The organism is Rheinheimera sp. (assembly GCF_037442345.1).
GTDB lineage: Bacteria > Pseudomonadota > Gammaproteobacteria > Enterobacterales > Alteromonadaceae > Pararheinheimera.
Window position 1 is genome coordinate 1 of sequence record NZ_JBBIQL010000011.1, and the last position, 16479, is coordinate 16479.

At 54.1% G+C, this 16479-nt stretch carries 15 protein-coding genes; 13 read left to right on the forward strand and 2 right to left on the reverse strand.

Features of this window, described 5'->3' with window-relative positions; genetic code table 11:
* The 8 genes from WKJ04_RS08025 to WKJ04_RS08060 all read left to right on the forward strand — a co-directional run.
* On the forward strand, positions 1 to 144 hold a 144-nt coding region (locus WKJ04_RS08025; RefSeq protein WP_337880065.1), incomplete at its 5' end, for a hypothetical protein.
* 14 nt (positions 145 to 158) lie between these two features.
* On the forward strand, positions 159 to 1082 hold the full coding sequence (gene lepB / locus WKJ04_RS08030; RefSeq protein ID WP_337879955.1) for a signal peptidase I: 924 nt from the start codon (positions 159 to 161) through the stop codon (positions 1080 to 1082).
* Positions 1082 to 1756 (forward strand): ribonuclease III, encoded by a 675-nt coding sequence (gene rnc / locus WKJ04_RS08035; RefSeq protein WP_337880066.1) that lies wholly within the window; start codon positions 1082 to 1084, stop codon positions 1754 to 1756. The genes lepB and rnc overlap by 1 nt, the downstream gene beginning before the upstream one ends.
* Positions 1746 to 2642: a GTPase Era gene (gene era, locus WKJ04_RS08040; RefSeq protein ID WP_337841775.1), complete on the forward strand. Its 897-nt coding sequence runs from the start codon at positions 1746 to 1748 to the stop codon at positions 2640 to 2642. Before rnc ends, era begins: the two co-directional genes overlap by 11 nt.
* The gene (gene recO, locus WKJ04_RS08045) at positions 2643 to 3326 is read left to right on the forward strand and encodes a DNA repair protein RecO (RefSeq protein ID WP_337879956.1); all 684 of its coding nucleotides are present in this window, start codon (positions 2643 to 2645) and stop codon (positions 3324 to 3326) included. It begins immediately after the preceding gene.
* Positions 3323 to 4054 (forward strand): pyridoxine 5'-phosphate synthase, encoded by a 732-nt coding sequence (gene pdxJ, locus WKJ04_RS08050; RefSeq protein WP_337879957.1) that lies wholly within the window; start codon positions 3323 to 3325, stop codon positions 4052 to 4054. Before recO ends, pdxJ begins: the two co-directional genes overlap by 4 nt.
* Positions 4054 to 4431, forward strand: coding sequence for a holo-ACP synthase (acpS, locus tag WKJ04_RS08055; protein ID WP_337879958.1), 378 nt, complete (start codon positions 4054 to 4056; stop codon positions 4429 to 4431). The genes pdxJ and acpS overlap by 1 nt, the downstream gene beginning before the upstream one ends.
* Positions 4432 to 4522: 91 nt before the next feature.
* Positions 4523 to 6262 carry a diguanylate cyclase gene (locus WKJ04_RS08060; protein ID WP_337879959.1) on the forward strand — a complete coding sequence of 580 codons (1740 nt, stop codon included), beginning with the start codon at positions 4523 to 4525 and terminating at the stop codon, positions 6260 to 6262.
* Here WKJ04_RS08060 and barA read toward each other — a convergent pair.
* Entirely contained in the window at positions 6241 to 8976 is a 2736-nt protein-coding gene (gene barA, locus WKJ04_RS08065) for a two-component sensor histidine kinase BarA (protein ID WP_337841770.1), read from the reverse strand. The genes WKJ04_RS08060 and barA overlap by 22 nt on opposite strands.
* Before the next feature lie 74 nt (positions 8977 to 9050).
* Here barA and rlmD point away from each other — a divergent pair, with 74 nt between their 5' ends.
* The 4 genes from rlmD to WKJ04_RS08085 are packed head-to-tail and all read left to right on the forward strand — an operon-like array spanning position 9051 to position 13781.
* Complete coding sequence (rlmD, locus tag WKJ04_RS08070; RefSeq protein WP_337879960.1) at positions 9051 to 10385, forward strand: 23S rRNA (uracil(1939)-C(5))-methyltransferase RlmD; 1335 nt, start codon at positions 9051 to 9053, stop codon at positions 10383 to 10385.
* A 3-nt stretch (positions 10386 to 10388) separates the two neighbouring features.
* Positions 10389 to 12575, forward strand: a complete 2187-nt coding sequence (gene relA, locus WKJ04_RS08075) for a GTP diphosphokinase (RefSeq protein WP_337879961.1) — start codon at positions 10389 to 10391, stop codon at positions 12573 to 12575.
* A 16-nt stretch (positions 12576 to 12591) separates the two neighbouring features.
* A complete protein-coding gene (mazG, locus tag WKJ04_RS08080; RefSeq protein WP_337879962.1) occupies positions 12592 to 13380 on the forward strand; it encodes a nucleoside triphosphate pyrophosphohydrolase in 789 nt (262 codons plus the stop codon).
* The gene (locus WKJ04_RS08085; protein WP_337879963.1) at positions 13380 to 13781 is read left to right on the forward strand and encodes a VOC family protein; all 402 of its coding nucleotides are present in this window, start codon (positions 13380 to 13382) and stop codon (positions 13779 to 13781) included. The genes mazG and WKJ04_RS08085 overlap by 1 nt, the downstream gene beginning before the upstream one ends.
* Here the strand turns inward: WKJ04_RS08085 and WKJ04_RS08090 are convergent.
* The gene (locus tag WKJ04_RS08090) at positions 13720 to 14838 is read right to left on the reverse strand and encodes an alkaline phosphatase family protein (protein WP_337879964.1); all 1119 of its coding nucleotides are present in this window, start codon (positions 14836 to 14838) and stop codon (positions 13720 to 13722) included. The genes WKJ04_RS08085 and WKJ04_RS08090 overlap by 62 nt on opposite strands.
* A 208-nt stretch (positions 14839 to 15046) precedes the next feature.
* Here WKJ04_RS08090 and WKJ04_RS08095 point away from each other — a divergent pair, with 208 nt between their 5' ends.
* The gene (locus WKJ04_RS08095) at positions 15047 to 16438 is read left to right on the forward strand and encodes an alanine/glycine:cation symporter family protein (RefSeq protein ID WP_337879965.1); all 1392 of its coding nucleotides are present in this window, start codon (positions 15047 to 15049) and stop codon (positions 16436 to 16438) included.
* Positions 16439 to 16479 lie beyond the last annotated feature (41 nt).

A 16479-nucleotide genomic window follows, 5' to 3' on the forward strand; every position in this document is an offset into this window, starting at 1 on the left:
CTGGCCAAGTGTTATGGCGGTGACGTCAGCCGGAAGAAAAAGCTGTTGCAGAAACAGAAAGAAGGTAAAAAACGTATGAAGCAAGTAGGGAACGTGGAAGTTCCACAAGAAGCCTTCCTTGCTATTCTGAAAGTCGGTAAATAAACCAAAGGATCTGTATGGCGGGTTATTTCGCAATCTTTTTAGTGGTACTGACAGTTGCCAGTGGTTTGATCTGGTTATATGACGCTATGGTGCTGGCACCCAAACGCAAGCTGAAACTGGTGCAGGCTGAAGCTGCTGCCGGAGGGGCACTGCCACCTGAAGCTGCGGGGCTGATTCAATCCCGCTCTTACATTGCTGAAACTGCAGCAGAAATTTTCCCGCTGATTCTGGCTATTACCCTGATCCGCTCCTTTTTATATGAGCCGTTTCAAATTCCGTCCGGTTCGATGATGCCTACTCTGCTGGTGGGTGATTTTATTCTGGTGGAAAAATATTCCTACGATATCAAAGACCCGGTCTGGCGCAAAACCCTGTACAGCAACGGCAAACCGGAACGTGGCGACGTGGTGGTGTTTAAGTACCCTGAGCAGCCGACTGTCGATTTCATTAAACGGGCTATTGGCTTGCCTGGCGATCGCATTGTTTATAAAAACAAGCAGTTATTTATCCAGAAAGCCTGTGACAAGGCGGATAAAACCCAGTGCCCTGCTTTAGAGCCGGTGCCACTGACTCTGCAGGCGGAAGGCGAGTTTATGGACGGTGAGTTGCCCACCAAACGTTTTACTGAACAGCTGGGCGAACATAAACACGATATTCTGCAGCATCCGTTTAAACCTGAACAACTGATGCATTATTACAAACAGCCTGGCACCGGTATTGAAGAATTTGTGGTGCCGGATGGCCATTATTTTGTGATGGGTGATAACCGCGACAACAGCCGCGACAGCCGCTTCTGGGGTTTTGTGCCGGAAGACAATCTGGTCGGTAAAGCGGTGTTTATCTGGATGAGTTTTGAATTCAGCAACGATCCGGACAGCAGCCTGCCTTCCTGGGTACCGGTGGGTGTGCGTTTTGAACGCCTAGGTAAAATTCAGTGATGATTCAACCTGTCACTGGCCTGATGAAAAAACTGGGGTATCAGTTTCAGCAGGCCAGCCTGCTGGAACAAGCCCTGACCCACCGCAGTTGCAAAGGCGCCCATAATGAGCGCCTTGAATTTTTAGGTGACGCCATCTTAAGTCTGGTGATTGCCGAAGCGCTGTTTCAGCATTTTCCGAAAGCCCGTGAAGGTGACCTGACCCGGATGCGTTCATCGTTGGTCAAAGGGGTGACGTTGGCGGAAATTGCCAAAGAACTGGGTATTGCAGAGTATTTGCGGCTTGGGCCCGGCGAAATGAAAAGCGGTGGCCTGCGGCGGGAGTCCATTCAGGCGGATGCCGTCGAAGCCATTTTAGGCGCTATCTATCTGGATGCTGGTCTTGAGGTGTGCAGAGAGCGGATCCTGACCTGGTACGGCAGCCGGCTGACAGTGATTCAACCTGGGGTGCAAAAAGACAGCAAGACCCAGCTGCAGGAATACCTGCAGGGCCGCCGTCTGGCATTGCCGCTGTACGAAGTGATTGAAACGAAAGGCGACGCCCACGACCAAACCTTTACAGTACGCTGCACAGTGGCAGGTCGGGACCCTGTGATTGCGACCGGCAGTTCGCGGCGTAAAGCCGAACAGGACTGCGCCCATATTTTATTGGAACAAATTAACCATGAGCGCTGAAACTTACGCCGGTCTGGTGGCCATTGTTGGCCGACCTAATGTTGGCAAGTCCACTTTGCTGAATCAGCTGGTCGGGCAAAAAGTCAGTATTACCTCGAAAAAACCCCAGACCACCAGGCATCGCATTATTGGTATTGATACCAAAGACAACTACCAGACGGTTTATGTCGACACCCCTGGTTTGCACAGCGACGAAAAACGCGCCATCAACCGGCTGATGAACAAAGCGGCCGCCAGCTCTATATTGGATGTGGAGCTGGTGATTTTTGTCGTCGATGGCAGCAAATGGACGGATGACGACCAGATGGTGCTGAACCGCTTAATTGCGGCGCAAAAACCTGTGATTCTGGTGGTGAATAAGGTCGACCAGTTTAAAGACAAAGAAGAGTTGCTGCCGCACTTGCAGTGGTTGGGTACCCAGTTGTCTTTTAAAGAAATTATTCCGGTGTCGGCACAAAAAGGCACTAACGTGGACCGTCTGCGTACTTTGGTGCAAAGCAGCCTGCCGCCTTGTGAGTTTTTCTTTCCGGAAGATTACATTACAGACCGCTCCAGCCGTTTTATGGCGTCTGAAATAGTGCGCGAAAAGCTGATGCGCTTTTTAGGCGACGAGCTGCCTTATTCCGTCACTGTGGAAATTGAACGCTTTAAGTGGGAAGAAAAACATTACCATATTGCGGCCTTGGTGCTGGTGGAGCGCGACAGCCAAAAACGTATGGTAATTGGCAATAAAGGTGAGCGGCTGAAAACCATTGGCACTGAAGCCCGCAAAGATATGGAAGCCCTGTTTGAACAGCCGGTGTTTCTGCAAATCTGGGTCAAGGTGAAATCAGGCTGGGCCGACGACGAACGGGCGCTGCGCAGCCTGGGTTACGGCGAAGACTAAATGCAGGGCAACGTCTGGCCTGGGTATGTGTTACACAGCCATGCGTACAAAGAGCAGCAGCTGCTGTTGCAGTTGCTATTGCCTGAACTGGGCCGGGTCAGCGCTGTGGTGCGCAAAAGCAGCGGCAAAACCAAAAGCCGCTTAAGCTGGCAACCCTTTCAGCTGTTGCAGCTGCAACTGACAGGCCGCAGTGAACTCAAAACAGTGAGCTTTGCCGAAGAGGCAGAGCCCGCACTGCCACTGCAAGGGGAACTGCTGTTTGCCGGCTTGTATCTGAATGAACTGATTTGCCGGCTTTGGCCCGGTCAGACGAATTCTGAGCAGTTGTTTGGGCTTTATCACCATACGTTGCAGTTGCTGCCTGTGCAGGCGTTGGAACCTTGCCTGCGGCAGTTTGAATTTGCGTTATTGGCAGAACTGGGCTCACCGCTGGATTGGCAGCAGGACGCCAGTGGTGCTGAACTGAAACCAGGCCAGTATTACCAGTGGTGGCCTGAACTTGGCTGGCAACAGGCCCACTCCGGCTGGTTGGGGGCCGATCTGCTGGCGATAGGCCAGGCCGACTGGCAAGCGCAGAGTTTAAAAGCGGCCAAAAGTTTAAGCCGGGCTTTATTGGCACCTTTGTTGGGTTCCAAACCTTTAACCAGCCGCACTTTATTTCAACAGCTGAAGGACAACGGATGAACCCTATCTATCTTGGTGTCAATATTGACCATGTCGCCACTTTACGTCAGGCCCGTGGTACCCATTACCCAGAACCTGTGCACGCGGCGTTAATGGCTGAGCAGTTTGGTGCCGACGGCATCACTGTGCATTTACGGGAAGACCGCCGTCATATTCAGGACCGCGATTTATTTGTGCTGCGTCAGACCATGAGCACCCGGCTGAATTTTGAGATGGCGGTGACTGAAGAAATGTTGGGCATTGCTGAACAGCTGGACCCACACTTTTGTTGCCTGGTGCCGGAAAAACGTCAGGAGCTGACGACCGAAGGTGGCCTGGAAGTGGCCGGTCAGTTCAGCAAAATTCAGGAAGCCGTGCAGCGCCTGCAACAAAAAGACATTCTGGTGTCGTTGTTTATTGATGCAGACGAACGCCAGATTGAAGCGGCGGCCCGCACTGGTGCGCCTTATATTGAAATTCACACCGGTCAGTATGCGGAAGCTGAAGATCCCAAGGTGCAACAGGCCGAGCTGGAACGCATTCGTCAGGCGGCGGCTTTTGCCCAAAGCCAGGGCCTGATTGTGAACGCTGGCCATGGCTTGCATTACCACAATGTGCAGCCGATAGCGGCTATTCCACAGATGCATGAGCTGAATATTGGCCACGCCATAGTGGCCCGCGCTATTTTCTCCGGTTTGGGTGCTGCTGTGGCTGAGATGAAACGCCTGATGCTGGAGGCGCGCCGTTAATGGCCATTGTCGGCTTGGGTACAGATATAGTCGAAATCAGTCGTATCGAACAAAGCCTGGCCCGCTCACCCCGCCTGGTGCAGCGGGTATTGACCGACGCTGAGCAACAGATTATGGCGGCGCACGGCCAGCCCGCCCGTTATTTTGCCAAACGTTTTGCGGCCAAAGAAGCGGCAGCCAAAGCCTTGGGCACCGGCATAGGCCGGGGCATTTCCTTTCAGCATTTTATCGTCAGTAATGATGCGTTGGGCCGGCCTGTGCTGGAGCTGACCGGACCGGCCCGCGAACTGGCTGACCGTCTGCAAGTGAGTTCTGTCTGGTTATCTATCAGTGACGAGCAGGCTTATGCCTGTGCCACCGTCATTTTAGAAACGTAAATTTTTATAGCGGAAGGTTAACAACCAACGAGAGGCTTGTTGTTTTTTTATCCGCCCTTTACCCTAGATAAAACGCAAAAGGAGTTGTGCTGTGTCAGGTCGTCTGTGGTGCTGTCTGTGGTTGTTTTTCCCCTGGCTGGTCTGGTCTGCAACAGGGAGCTGGCATGAGCAATTGCAAAACACGGATCGGATCAAAACAGTGGATTTTGCCGAGTTTCAGCTGCGTCTGCATAGCTTTGAGCAGCGTAAATCCAGTATGTCGCCGGCTGATCTGGCTTATCTGAACTTCTTACTCGCTTATGCCGAACTTTACCTCGGCGATCCGGATGCGGCCTTGCAGCGTCTGGTGCCACTGAGCCGGCAACAACCTGAGTCCGCTTTAGCATTCCGGGCCAGGGCGCTGATGCTCAACAGTTATCTGATCTCTCAGCAGTATCTGGAAGCTTTTACCCAGCTGGAACTGTTGTTGCAGCAGTTGCCTATGGTTACGCAGACTGCAGCCCGGGAACAGGGGTTACTGGTGATAGCTCTGGCCTATTTGCATGCGGGGCAACCTGAACTGGCGATTGAATACGCCAGCCAACTGGAAGCAGAGCCCGTGTCGGCGACCAGTCTGTGCAAAGCCAAACAGCAAAAAGCGCAAGCCTATCTGCAAACCGGGCAGTTTGCCGCCCAGCGTCAGTATCTGGACTCTGCAGTCCAGTTTTGCCTGAAACATAAGGAATGGCTGTTCGCCGGTATGCTGAAAATCAGTCAGGCCAATTCTCTGGTGCAGCAGGGGCAGTACCAGCAGGCGCTGAGTTTGTTACTGAACTACCAGCAAAAAGTGACAGATCTGGCGTTTCCGAGACTACTGGCAGATTTTGATCTGGCATTGGCCGAGGTCTATTTCGGACTCGAACAACCAGAACTTGCCCGACAGGCTGCACAACGCGTGCTGCAGATCAGCCGGCTTGCCGATAAGGATCAGAGTAAAGCCTCGGCCTGGCTGGTGTTGTACCGACTGGCCCGGCAACAAGGCCAGTATCAGCAGGCGCTGGAATACCATGAAGCCTATCTGCGGGCCTTTACCAGCCTGATGCAGCATCAACGGCAACAACAGCAGGCCTATTACAATGCTCAGCTGAATGTGGAAGCCAAACAACGCCAGATCGAGTCGCTGGACAAAGACAACCGGCTGCTGAAAGCCGAGCAGTCCTCTATGCAACATCAGGCGGCTTATACCCAGGTGCTGATTCTGTTGCTGTCCCTCTTTGTGCTGGGGCTGAGCCTGTGGTTATACCGGTTGTACCGGAGCCGCTCTGCCCTGAAACAGCAGACCGAAATAGATCCAGCCACAGGGATCAGCAATAAAAGCCACTTTTCGCAGCAAGCCAGAGCCTTACTGGAAAAAGCCGAGCAGAAGCAGCAGGAGCTGGCGCTGATCCGCTTGGAGCTGACTGCCTTGCAACAGATCCAGCAGCAACAGGGGACGCAGGCTGCAGACCAGTTACTGGCGCAGGCCGTACAGGCATGCCGCAATTTTTTGCGCAATCAGGACCTGCTCGGGCGGGTGGGGCCTTTTGAATTTGCGTTGCTGCTGCCGGGAACCGATCCGGACAAAGCCATGATGCTGGCTGAGATTTGCCGGGATGCGGTTTTGCCTATCCTCAGCCCGCTGTTGCCGGAACAGCAGGCGCTGGTGAGCGGTGGGGTCAGTCTGTCGCGCTGGTCGGGTTACCATCTGACTTGCCTGGTGGATGATGCCGAACAGGCCATGCTGCATGCCCGCAAATCCGGGCAGCAGCTGGCCTTGTACAGCCCTGATCTTCAGACCAGTTCAGGCCAGTGAGTTGCATCCTGCAATAGAGCACTCAGCCTGTCCTGCAGCTCAAATAACTCGGGTTCCAGCTCCAGAATACTTTTGCCTTTTTTCAGCTGGGTTTCCAGCAGCTCAGTCAGCTGCTTCAGTACAGGCAATCCGGTGTAACAACTGGCCCCATGCAATTTGTGAATATGCTGCAACAGCGCCTGGCTGTCGTTCTGATCCATAGCCTGACCGATAGCCTGTTGCGCATCAGGCAAGGATTGCACCAGCATCCACAGCATTTCTTTGGCTAAATCCAGTTTGCCACCAGCCCGTTGCAACGCCAGAGTCCAGTCCAGTTGTTTACTGTGTGGCAACTGATGTTCAGGCTCCAGACTCTGGCTGCCTTGGAATTCCGGACAACATTCACGCAGCGTATACAACAGCAGTTTTTCATCCAGTGGTTTGGTCAGAAACTCACAAAACCCCAAATCCAGCAGGCGTTCGCGTTCACCATCCAGCGCATGGGCTGTGACTGCAATAATGGGGGTGGCCTCATTGAGCGAACTTTGCTGAATACGCTGGCAGGCCTGGATACCGTCCATGACCGGCATATTGATGTCCATAAAAATCACGTCATAGTGCATTTGCGAAGCCTTTTGCCAGGCTTCTGCCCCGTTAGTGGCAGAATCGACCTGTTCCACCATTTCACTGAGTAATGCATTGATCAATTTCAGGTTGGCTTCGTTGTCGTCGACGGACAACACCCGCAGCCGGGCTTTGGGTTTTTCCGAGGCCGGGCTGTGTTCATTGTGTTGCAGGTAAGGTTGGGCCAGGGTTGTTGCCAGCTTGCGGTAATGCGAAGGTTTGGCCAGCACAGCGCTGGCACCGGATGCCTGCAGCACCTCACGCAGGTTGGGAGACAGGGTGTTGACCAACATATAGATATGGTCGCTGTGCTGGCGCAGCTGCTGCAGCAGTTCAATCACCTGATTGACCTGCGTCAGCGAGATAGCGCGGCCCAGCAGGATCAGATCAAAATGCGGCTGCAGCGACAGCGTCTGGCTCAGTTGGGTCATATTACTGCAACTGGTCACCTGCAGCCCCCAATGTTCCAGTTGTGCCAGCATGGCCTCCCGCGAATTTTGCTGTGGTTCAAAGTACAGCAGGTTTTTTTGTTTCAGCTCGGTCAGAGGCAAGGGTTCGGCAATGGACAAGGGATGGCGTTTGCATTGCAGGGTAAACCAGAACACAGAGCCTTCGCCTGGCCGGCTGTCAAAGCCAATACGGCCCCCCATCGCATGCACCAGCCGTTGTGAGATCACCAGGCCAAGACCAGTACCGCCGTACCTTTTGCCTATATGTTGGTCACCCTGACTGAAACCATCGAACAGCTGCTTTTGTTGCTCTTCACTGATGCCAATGCCGGTGTCGTGAATAGCGAACTTCAGTTGCCACTGGTCATCGGCCAGGGCCCGGCCACTGACCCGGATCAGCACACTGCCCTGCTCAGTAAATTTGATGGCGTTACCGGCCAGATTGGTCAGGATCTGATTAATCCTGACCGGATCAGCCACCAGGTCATCCGGGCAGTTATTTTCAACAAACAACACCAGTTCCAGCTGCTTATCAAAGGCATTGGCGGCCAGCAGTTCGGTGGCGTCATTCAGCAAATCCCGCAGTGAAAACGGTTCGGGGTTAATCGGCATCCGGCCTTCTTCCAGCTTGGCGTAGTCCAGCACATCATTGACCAGCGACAGCAGACTGTTGGCGGATTTTTGAATAGTGGTCAGATAGTCTTGCTGGTTCGCGGTCAGATTGGTTTTCAGCAGCTGGCGGGTAAAACCAATAACCGCATTGAGAGGGGTGCGCAGTTCATGGCTCATTTTGGCGAGGAAGTCTGACTTACTGCGGTTGTCTTCCAGAGCCCGTTTACGGGCCAGATCCAGCTCAATGTTCTGCATCTCCAGCTGTTCCAGGCTTTGTTGCAGATCCGAGGTGGCCTGTTCAATGCTTTGCTGCACTTCGTCATCATGTTGTTTCAGTGCAGATGCCAGATTATTAATATTGTGGCGCAGAAGCTCCAGCTCGCCCAAATACCCTGGCAGCAGTTGCTGGCGGTAGTGGCCCTGACACAACTGCCGGATCACCTCATTCATTTGTCGCACCGGGTTGCTGATCCGTTTTACCAGTTTCAGGCTGGCGTACACGGCAAAGCCCAATGCCAGTACCACCAGCAGCAAGGTGCCAAGCAACGCACTTTGCTGACGCAGCCGGTTTTTGTCCCTCGACAGTTGCACCGCTACATAACCAAGAGGCAAAGGTTCGGCCACTGCAGCCACTGATTCAGGAATAATAGGGTAGCGCATGACCAGATAGTCATCCGTCAGGTCCAATTGGGGCTGAGCCGGAATGGCACTAAAGAGAGGAAACTTCAGTAAGTTAAAATCTTTGTGGTAATTGGTGGTGACCAGTAGTTCGTGGTCGGCATTAAAAATGGCGATACTTTTTACCAAGGCCGGGTTTTTGCGGTGGCTGGCGTCCAGTAACCGTTTTAAATCCTGACGGCTGTTTTGCAACAACGCATGTTCGCTGGCTATGGCCAGCGGTGCTGCAATATTTTCTGCCTGCTGGGTTAAATCAGCGGCTAAATCCTGATGCCGGACCCAACTGAAATAACTGGCCAGACCCAGGCTGACTACCAGAGTCGGCATCAGGGTCGTCAGCAGCACCCAATGTCGCAAAGCAAGTTTCGTCATCTGTTGCAGGGCTTGATAGAATAGTCGTCAGTATCATGACATAAGGCACAGTGAAAGCCTACCTCGAGGACCAGATGGTCAGAATTTATCAGGCCGCCAAAGCCAAAAAAAAGCCAGCCAGCCCAACTATTCAACTGGCGATCGAACGTCTGGATCATCAGGGGCAGGGCATAGGTTTCTGGCAAGGCAAAATCGTGTTTGTCAGCGGCGCTTTGCCTGGAGAAACCGTAGAAATAAGCCTGACCGACAACAAAAGCAAAGTGGCCAAAGGCAAAGTCCGGCGGGTGCTGCAGCCATCGGCCCATCGTCAGACGCCGGCCTGTCCGCATTTCTCCAGTTGCGGTGGCTGTCAGTTGCAGTATCTGTCGACTGCCGTGCAGTTGGAGCTGAAACAGCAGGCCGTGGACCAGATGATTTGCCACCAGACAGGCTTGCAGCAGTTGCCCTGGCAGGCCGCTATTCAAAGTCAGGGCTCGGGGTACAGACGCAGGGCCCGAATAGGTGTCTGGTTTGATGCCCAACAGCAGCGTTTTACTGTAGGTTTTCGTCAGGTCAGTGACAAAACCATCAGCGCTGTGGAGCATTGTCTGGTGCTAAGCCCGGTGCTGGCACCGGTGTTTTCGGTATTAAACCATGTGTTGCCGAGGCTGAAACAAGGCAAAGCCATTACCCATGTCGAAGTGCTGGATGCCGACGGCCAGGCGTATCTGATCGTACGGCATGTCCGGCCGCTGCCAGAGGCCGATCAGCAGCAGTTGATTGCCGCCTGGCCCGACGCTTTTTGGCTGGGCGAAGCTGAACCCGGGCAGTTTACCGCCTGGCAGACGAATTATCAGGCACCACAGTATCAGTTAGCTGAACAAAAACTGCGTTTACAGTTTGAACCTGATGACTTTATTCAGGTCAACCCTCAGGTTAACGAACTGATGGTGCAACAGGCGCTGGATTGGCTGGAGCTGGATCTAACTCAGAACATTCTGGAATTGTATTCTGGCATCGGAAACTTTAGTCTGGCACTGGCGCAGCGCACCAAAGCTGTGCAAGCGCTGGAAGGTGTGGCCACTATGGTGCGGCGCATTGAGCAGAATGCGCGCCTGAATCACATCAGCAATTTAAAGGCGGCCCAGGCGGATCTGCATTTACCCTGGCCCAAGGCGGACTGGAACCAGCCAGTCTATGACGCCGTTTTGCTGGACCCGGCACGTGCAGGCGCTGTGGGCGCGGCTGAACAAATTGCCGCTTTAGGTCCGGCACGGATATTGTACGTGTCCTGCAATCCTGTCAGTTTTGCCGCCGATGCCAGGGTGTTGTTGGCGGCGGGGTATCAATTGGTGAAACTGGCCGCCATGGATATGTTTCCGCAGACCAGCCATCTGGAACTGATGGCGCTGTTTCGAAGGAGAAAGTAAGTTATGGTCACTGTCCGGCAGTCTCACAGCTCTGACTATCATCCGGGGGGTACAGCCGCATGGCTGGCCTCTTTGGGGTTGCCAGAAGCCAAAATTGAGTATTTGCTGGAGGCCGAACTCTGGTTGCAGCAGCAGGCCTGTACCGATCAATTACAGCAAGTGCAGACTGGCTGGGAAATGGTGGAAATTCTGGCCGACTTACGGATGGACAAGGACGCTCTGCTGGCCTCTTTGGTGTTTCCGTTGCTGGAAGCACAACTGATTAGTCTGGAGCAGATACAGCAGCAATTTTGCCCGGCGGTGGCGGCTATGCTGGCGGCCGTGCGTCAAATGGAAGCGATCCGTTCTATTCCGGTAGGTCCGAATCAAAGTGCCAACCCGCAACAGGCCGATAACCTGCGCAAAATGCTGCTGGCCATGGTGGAAGATGTGCGGGCTGTGGTGATCAAGCTGGCGGCGCAAATCTGTTATCTGCGCCAGGTAAAAAACGCCGATGAAGAAACCCGGGTACTGGCCGCCAAAGAAACCAACGCCATTTTTGGCCCATTGGCCAACCGGCTGGGTATAGGCCAAATCAAGTGGGAACTGGAAGACTTAGCCTTTCGTTACCTGCACCCGCAAACCTACAAACAGATTGCCAGCCTGCTGGAAGAAAAACGGCTGGACCGCGAACATTACATGCAGGATTTTGTCGCCGCCGTGCAGGACAAAATGACGCAGGCTGGTATTCAGGCGGAAGTCTATGGCCGGCCTAAACATATTTACAGTATCTGGAAAAAGATGCAGAAAAAACACCTGGCCTTTGACCAGCTGTACGATATCCGTGCAGTACGGCTGGTGACAGAACGGGTGCAGGACTGTTATGCCGCTTTGGGTATAGTGCATACGTCGTGGCGGCATTTGCCGAAAGAGTTTGACGATTACATCGCCACGCCCAAACAAAATGGTTACCAGTCTATTCACACTGTGGTACTGGGCCCCGCTGGCCGGCCGGTGGAAATTCAAATCCGCACCCGCCAGATGCACGACGATGCCGAGCTGGGTGTGGCGGCGCACTGGCGTTACAAAGAAGGTGCCAGTGCCAGAGAAGGCCAGCTGGATGAAAAAATCGGCTGGTTGCGCAAGCTGCTGGCCTGGCAGGAAGAACTGGCCGATGGCTCGGATTTAGCCGAAGAGCTGAAAAACCAGGTCACCGAAGACCGGGTTTATGTGTTTACCCCCAAAGGTGATATTGTCGATTTACCCCAGGGCTCCACACCACTGGACTTCGCTTATTACGTGCACTCCAATGTCGGGCATCGTTGTATTGGCGCCAAAATTTCCGGCCGTATTGTGCCTTTTACCTATCAGTTGAAAACTGGCGACCAGGTGGAAATTCTGACCGGGCGGGAGCCCAATCCAAGCCGCGACTGGCTGAACCCAAACCTGGGTTACTTAAAATCCGGCCGCGCCCGCTCCAAGGTGCAGTACTGGTTCCGGCTGCAGGACAGGGACAAAAATGTGTTGGCGGGCAAAGAGCTGCTGGACACTGAACTGGCCAGGCTGAATCTGTCGCTGGAGAACCCCAGCAAAGTGCTGCAACGCTTTAATGTGAACAGCATGGACGAGCTGCTGGCCGGTATTGGCGGTGGCGAAATTAAAGTCACCCAGGTAGTGCACTACATTCAAAGCCAGTCCGGCAAGCTGCAGCAACCGGAAATCGACCCTCGTCTGATTAGTAAGCCACTGAATACGCAGCCGAAAAGCCATGTGGTTGTGTTGGGGGTGGGTAACCTGCTGACCCATATGGCCGGTTGTTGTCAGCCGCTGCCGGGGGATGCCATCGTCGGGTATATTACCCAGGGCCGGGGCATAGCGGTGCACCGTGACGACTGTGACCAGTTCAAACTGCTGCAGGAAGGCCACCCGGAGCGGGTGGTGGAAGCCACCTGGGGCGATAAATACGCCTCGGGTTACGAAGTGACCATTCGTATTGTGGCGCATGACCGTAATGGTTTGTTGCGGGATATCACCAGCATTCTGGCCAATGAAAAAGCCAACGTGCTGCGGATGAGCAGTAATTCTGACATCGCCCAACAAACCGCCACCATTATTATGACGCTGGAACTGTACAACCTGGATTCACTGAACAAGCTGCTGACCAAAGTCAGCCTGATTGAGGATGTGATCGAAGCGAAACGCTTCCACTAACCGAAAGGACACTGCATTGTCTGCCGCTATTGACCGTTTGCTGGCCATTATGGCCCAACTGCGCGACCCGGTCTCGGGGTGCCCCTGGGACAAAGAACAAAGTTACCAGAGCATAGTGCCTTACACGCTGGAAGAAGCCTATGAAGTGGCCGACGCGATAGCCCGTGAAGATTATGCTGAGCTGAAAGATGAGCTCGGTGATTTGCTGTTTCAGGTGGTGTTTTACGCCCAGATAGCCAAAGAGCAGCAGCGTTTTGCCTTTGACGACTGTGTGGAAGCCATTTGCCAGAAGCTGATTCGTCGCCACCCCCATGTGTTTGGCTCTGAACAGGCCGACAGCAGCGAGGCTGTATTGCAGAACTGGGAAGCCATTAAAGCCGGTGAACGCCAGCAGCAGGGTAAAACCAGTGTACTGGACAATGTACCTCAGGCGCTGCCAGCGCTGAGCCGGGCTTACAAGCTGCAAAAGCGTTGTGCTCAGGTGGGATTTGACTGGCCTGATGTGCAGGGAGCCTGGGACAAAGTGCAGGAAGAAGTGCAGGAAGTGGCTGAACTGGACAGTGGGGATGCCCGGCTGGAAGAAGAGCTGGGTGATCTGATGTTTGCTTTGGTGAATGTGGTGCGCAAACAGGGCTTTAACCCAGAAACCGTGCTGCGCAACGCCAACCTGAAATTTGAACGGCGTTTTCGTGCGGTGGAGCAACACCTGGCGGAACAGCAGCTGACGCCGGAACAGAGCAACCTGCAGCAAATGGACGCACTGTGGGATCAGGTGAAACTTCAGGAAAAACAGCAGGGGTTCTGATGCTGCAAGGTATTCATCATGTGGCGCTGATTTGCCGCGATTATCCGCGGTCCAAAGCCTTTTATACCCAAGTGTTGGGGCTGAACGTGCTGGCCGAACATTTCCGTGCGGAGCGCCAATCCTGGAAACTGGATCTGGCCTTGCCGGATGGTAGCCAGCTGGAACTGTTTTCTTTTCCGTCGCCGCCGGAACGGCCCTCCCGGCCTGAAGCCTGTGGTTTACGGCATCTGGCCTTTAAAGTGGCGGACATGGCCTGTGCTGTGGCTCACCTGACCGCCTGCGGTGTCGAAGTGGAGCCTGTCCGCACCGACCCCTACACCCAGCGCTTGTACACCTTTTTTACGGACCCTGATGGTCAGCCACTGGAGCTGTACCAGACGCCAGTTGTGGTGGTTGACTGAACTCCAGAGCGGCGGCGGCCCGAGGTTGAGCTGCGCGGTAATCCAGCCCCAGGCAGGCGGCCAGCGTGGCTGCCAGCTGCCCCTGCAGGAACTCACCCTGCACTAAGCCGGCCGCCGGGATGTCCGGTCCTAAAGCGGCATACCAAATTTGTTCTGAACCTGCCACGCCTTCGGGTGCAGGGTAACCGGGCAGTGCTGCGGTCTGGCCATGGCGATGCCATTGCTCCGCCTGGCCCCGGCCATGATCAGTGGAAATCAGTAAGGTGGTCTGATCGCGGTACGCTGGTAAGCTTTGCAAGGTGCGCCATAGTTCGGCCAGAAAGGCATCGTGATGGTGAATCGCCTGCAGGTATCTGTCGTATTGTTGCTGGTGAGCAAAATCATCAGCCTCACCAAGCGCAATATAGAGCACGTCCGGTTGCTTCTGGCGTAAATACTCCAGCGCAAACTCCTGGGTGAAAATATCGGGCCGCACTGCGGCAAAGCTGGCCGGGGTTTTCAGCTGCAATTCGTTTAAATAGTGCACCCGCTCGGAGTGCAGCTGCTGCAGTGGCATAAAACCGGCATTCACCAATAAACCGCTGCGTGCTGTGTTCAGAATTTGCGGCAACAACTGCCAGGAGCCAAACACGGCGACCTGCCTGGAATGCTGTGTGGCCAGCCACTCCAGCACTGTGTGGTTAGGGTTGGGAATATCGGCATTGGACAGGAGTTTAGGGTCGGCAAAGCCTGCCAACAGCTCCTGATAGCCAGGATAAGACACTTGTGCAGGGTTGGTCACTGTGACGCTGGAAGACTGAGTCCTGTCGCCTGCCAGCACTCCCTGCCTGGCAACAGTTTGGTGTAAAAAAGGCATCAGCTGTTCAGGCTGACCAGGTGTGTAGGTGTGTATAAGTTGAGGCTGCTTCACATAGGCAGGAGAGACGATCAGCTGAGGATCGGCGCCGCCAAAGACTTCCTGCCAGCGCACACCATCCAGACTGACCAGCACCACTTTGTTGCCAGCCAGCGCTGTGGTACTTAAAAGCAGCAGCGCAAACAAAGACCAATACCACATAGGGGCACTCCGGGTTCAACAGAGGTGCCCAGCATGGTGGTTTTATGTGACATAAAAATGTGTGGCCAGTGGCAATTCGGTGACAGCGGGCAGGCCTGGGACAAAACCACTTGCGCTGCCAGGCAGAACCCCGGAATATAGCCATCTATAACATTAGCCGTCTGGATGTTTGTTTTCCGGCGCTCAAACAAAAAAAGAAGAGTGGTCCATGACAGATTTTAGTTTTCAGCAGGCCTTTGAATGGCTGAGTTCCAGCCTGGCTGCTGTGGTGTTTTACAGTTTTGAGCTGGCCGGGGTGCAAATCCCGGTCACTGTGCTGTGGCTGGTCACAGGCGCCGTGGTGTTTACCTGCTATCTGGGTTTCATTAACATCCGTGGCTTTCGCCATGCGGTGCAGGTGGTTCGGGGCAAACACAGCAAGCCGGATGACAAAGGCGACATCAGTCCTTTTCAGGCTTTATCTGCGGCGCTGTCAGGCACTGTCGGCACCGGCAATATTGCCGGTGTGGCCGTCGCTATTGCGCTGGGCGGGCCTGGTGCCACCTTCTGGATGATAGTCGCTGGTTTTTTGGGCATGACCACCAAGTTTGTAGAATGCACCCTGGCGGTAAAATACCGGGTTTACCATGCCGATGGCAGCACCAGTGGCGGCCCTATGTATTACATCAAAGCGGCACTGGACAAATACGGCTTGCCACGGCTGGGCACTGGGCTGGCGGCCTTTTTTGCCATTGCCTGTGTATTTGGTTCCGCCGGTTTTGTTCATGTGAATCAGGGCTTTTCTCAGGTCAAACTGGTAACGGGGTTCGACAATGCCTGGTTGTTTGGGCTGATTTACGCGACCCTGGTCGGCCTGGTGGTGGTAGGGGGTATTCAGAGCATAGCGCGGGTCACCAGTAAGCTGGTGCCTGCCATGTGCGCCATTTATCTGGGTGCAGCGCTGGTGATTCTGGGACTGAATGCCGGGGCTGTTCCGGCAGCGCTCTGGACTATAGTGCAGGGGGCTTTTGCACCTGAGGCGGCTTATGGTGGCGCCATTGGCGTGATTATTCAGGGCTTTCGCCGGGCGGCCTATTCCAATGAAGCAGGCATTGGTTCCTCACCTATAGCGCATTCGGCGGCCCGCACCAATCAGCCGGTGTCTGAAGGTTTTGTCGGTTTGCTGGAGCCTTTTATCGACACTGTGCTGATTTGCACTATTTCGGCTTTGGTGATTATTGTCAGCGGTGTCTATACCCAACCTGGTCTGGACGGGGTGCAAATGACATCCGCCGCTTTTGCTCAGGTGTTTGACTGGTTCCCGCTGGTGCTGATGATCGCCCTGTTACTGTTCGGTTATTCCACCGTGATTAGCTGGGGTTATTACGGCCTGAAATCCTGGACCTACTTATTTGGCCACAGCCCTGTGACACAACGCAGTTTTAAATTGCTGTTCTGCTGTGTGGTGGCGATGGGGGCCGTGCCCAATATGCTGGCGGTGTTTGATTTTATCGACTCAATGATTTTTCTGATGGCGGTGCCCAATATTCTGGCGCTGTATTTGTTATTACCGGAAGTCAAAGCGGATCTGGCGGACTACTGGAAAAAACTGCAACACTGACAAATGGGCTGCAGGTGCAGCCCTCGGACTCTAAAGCGCCT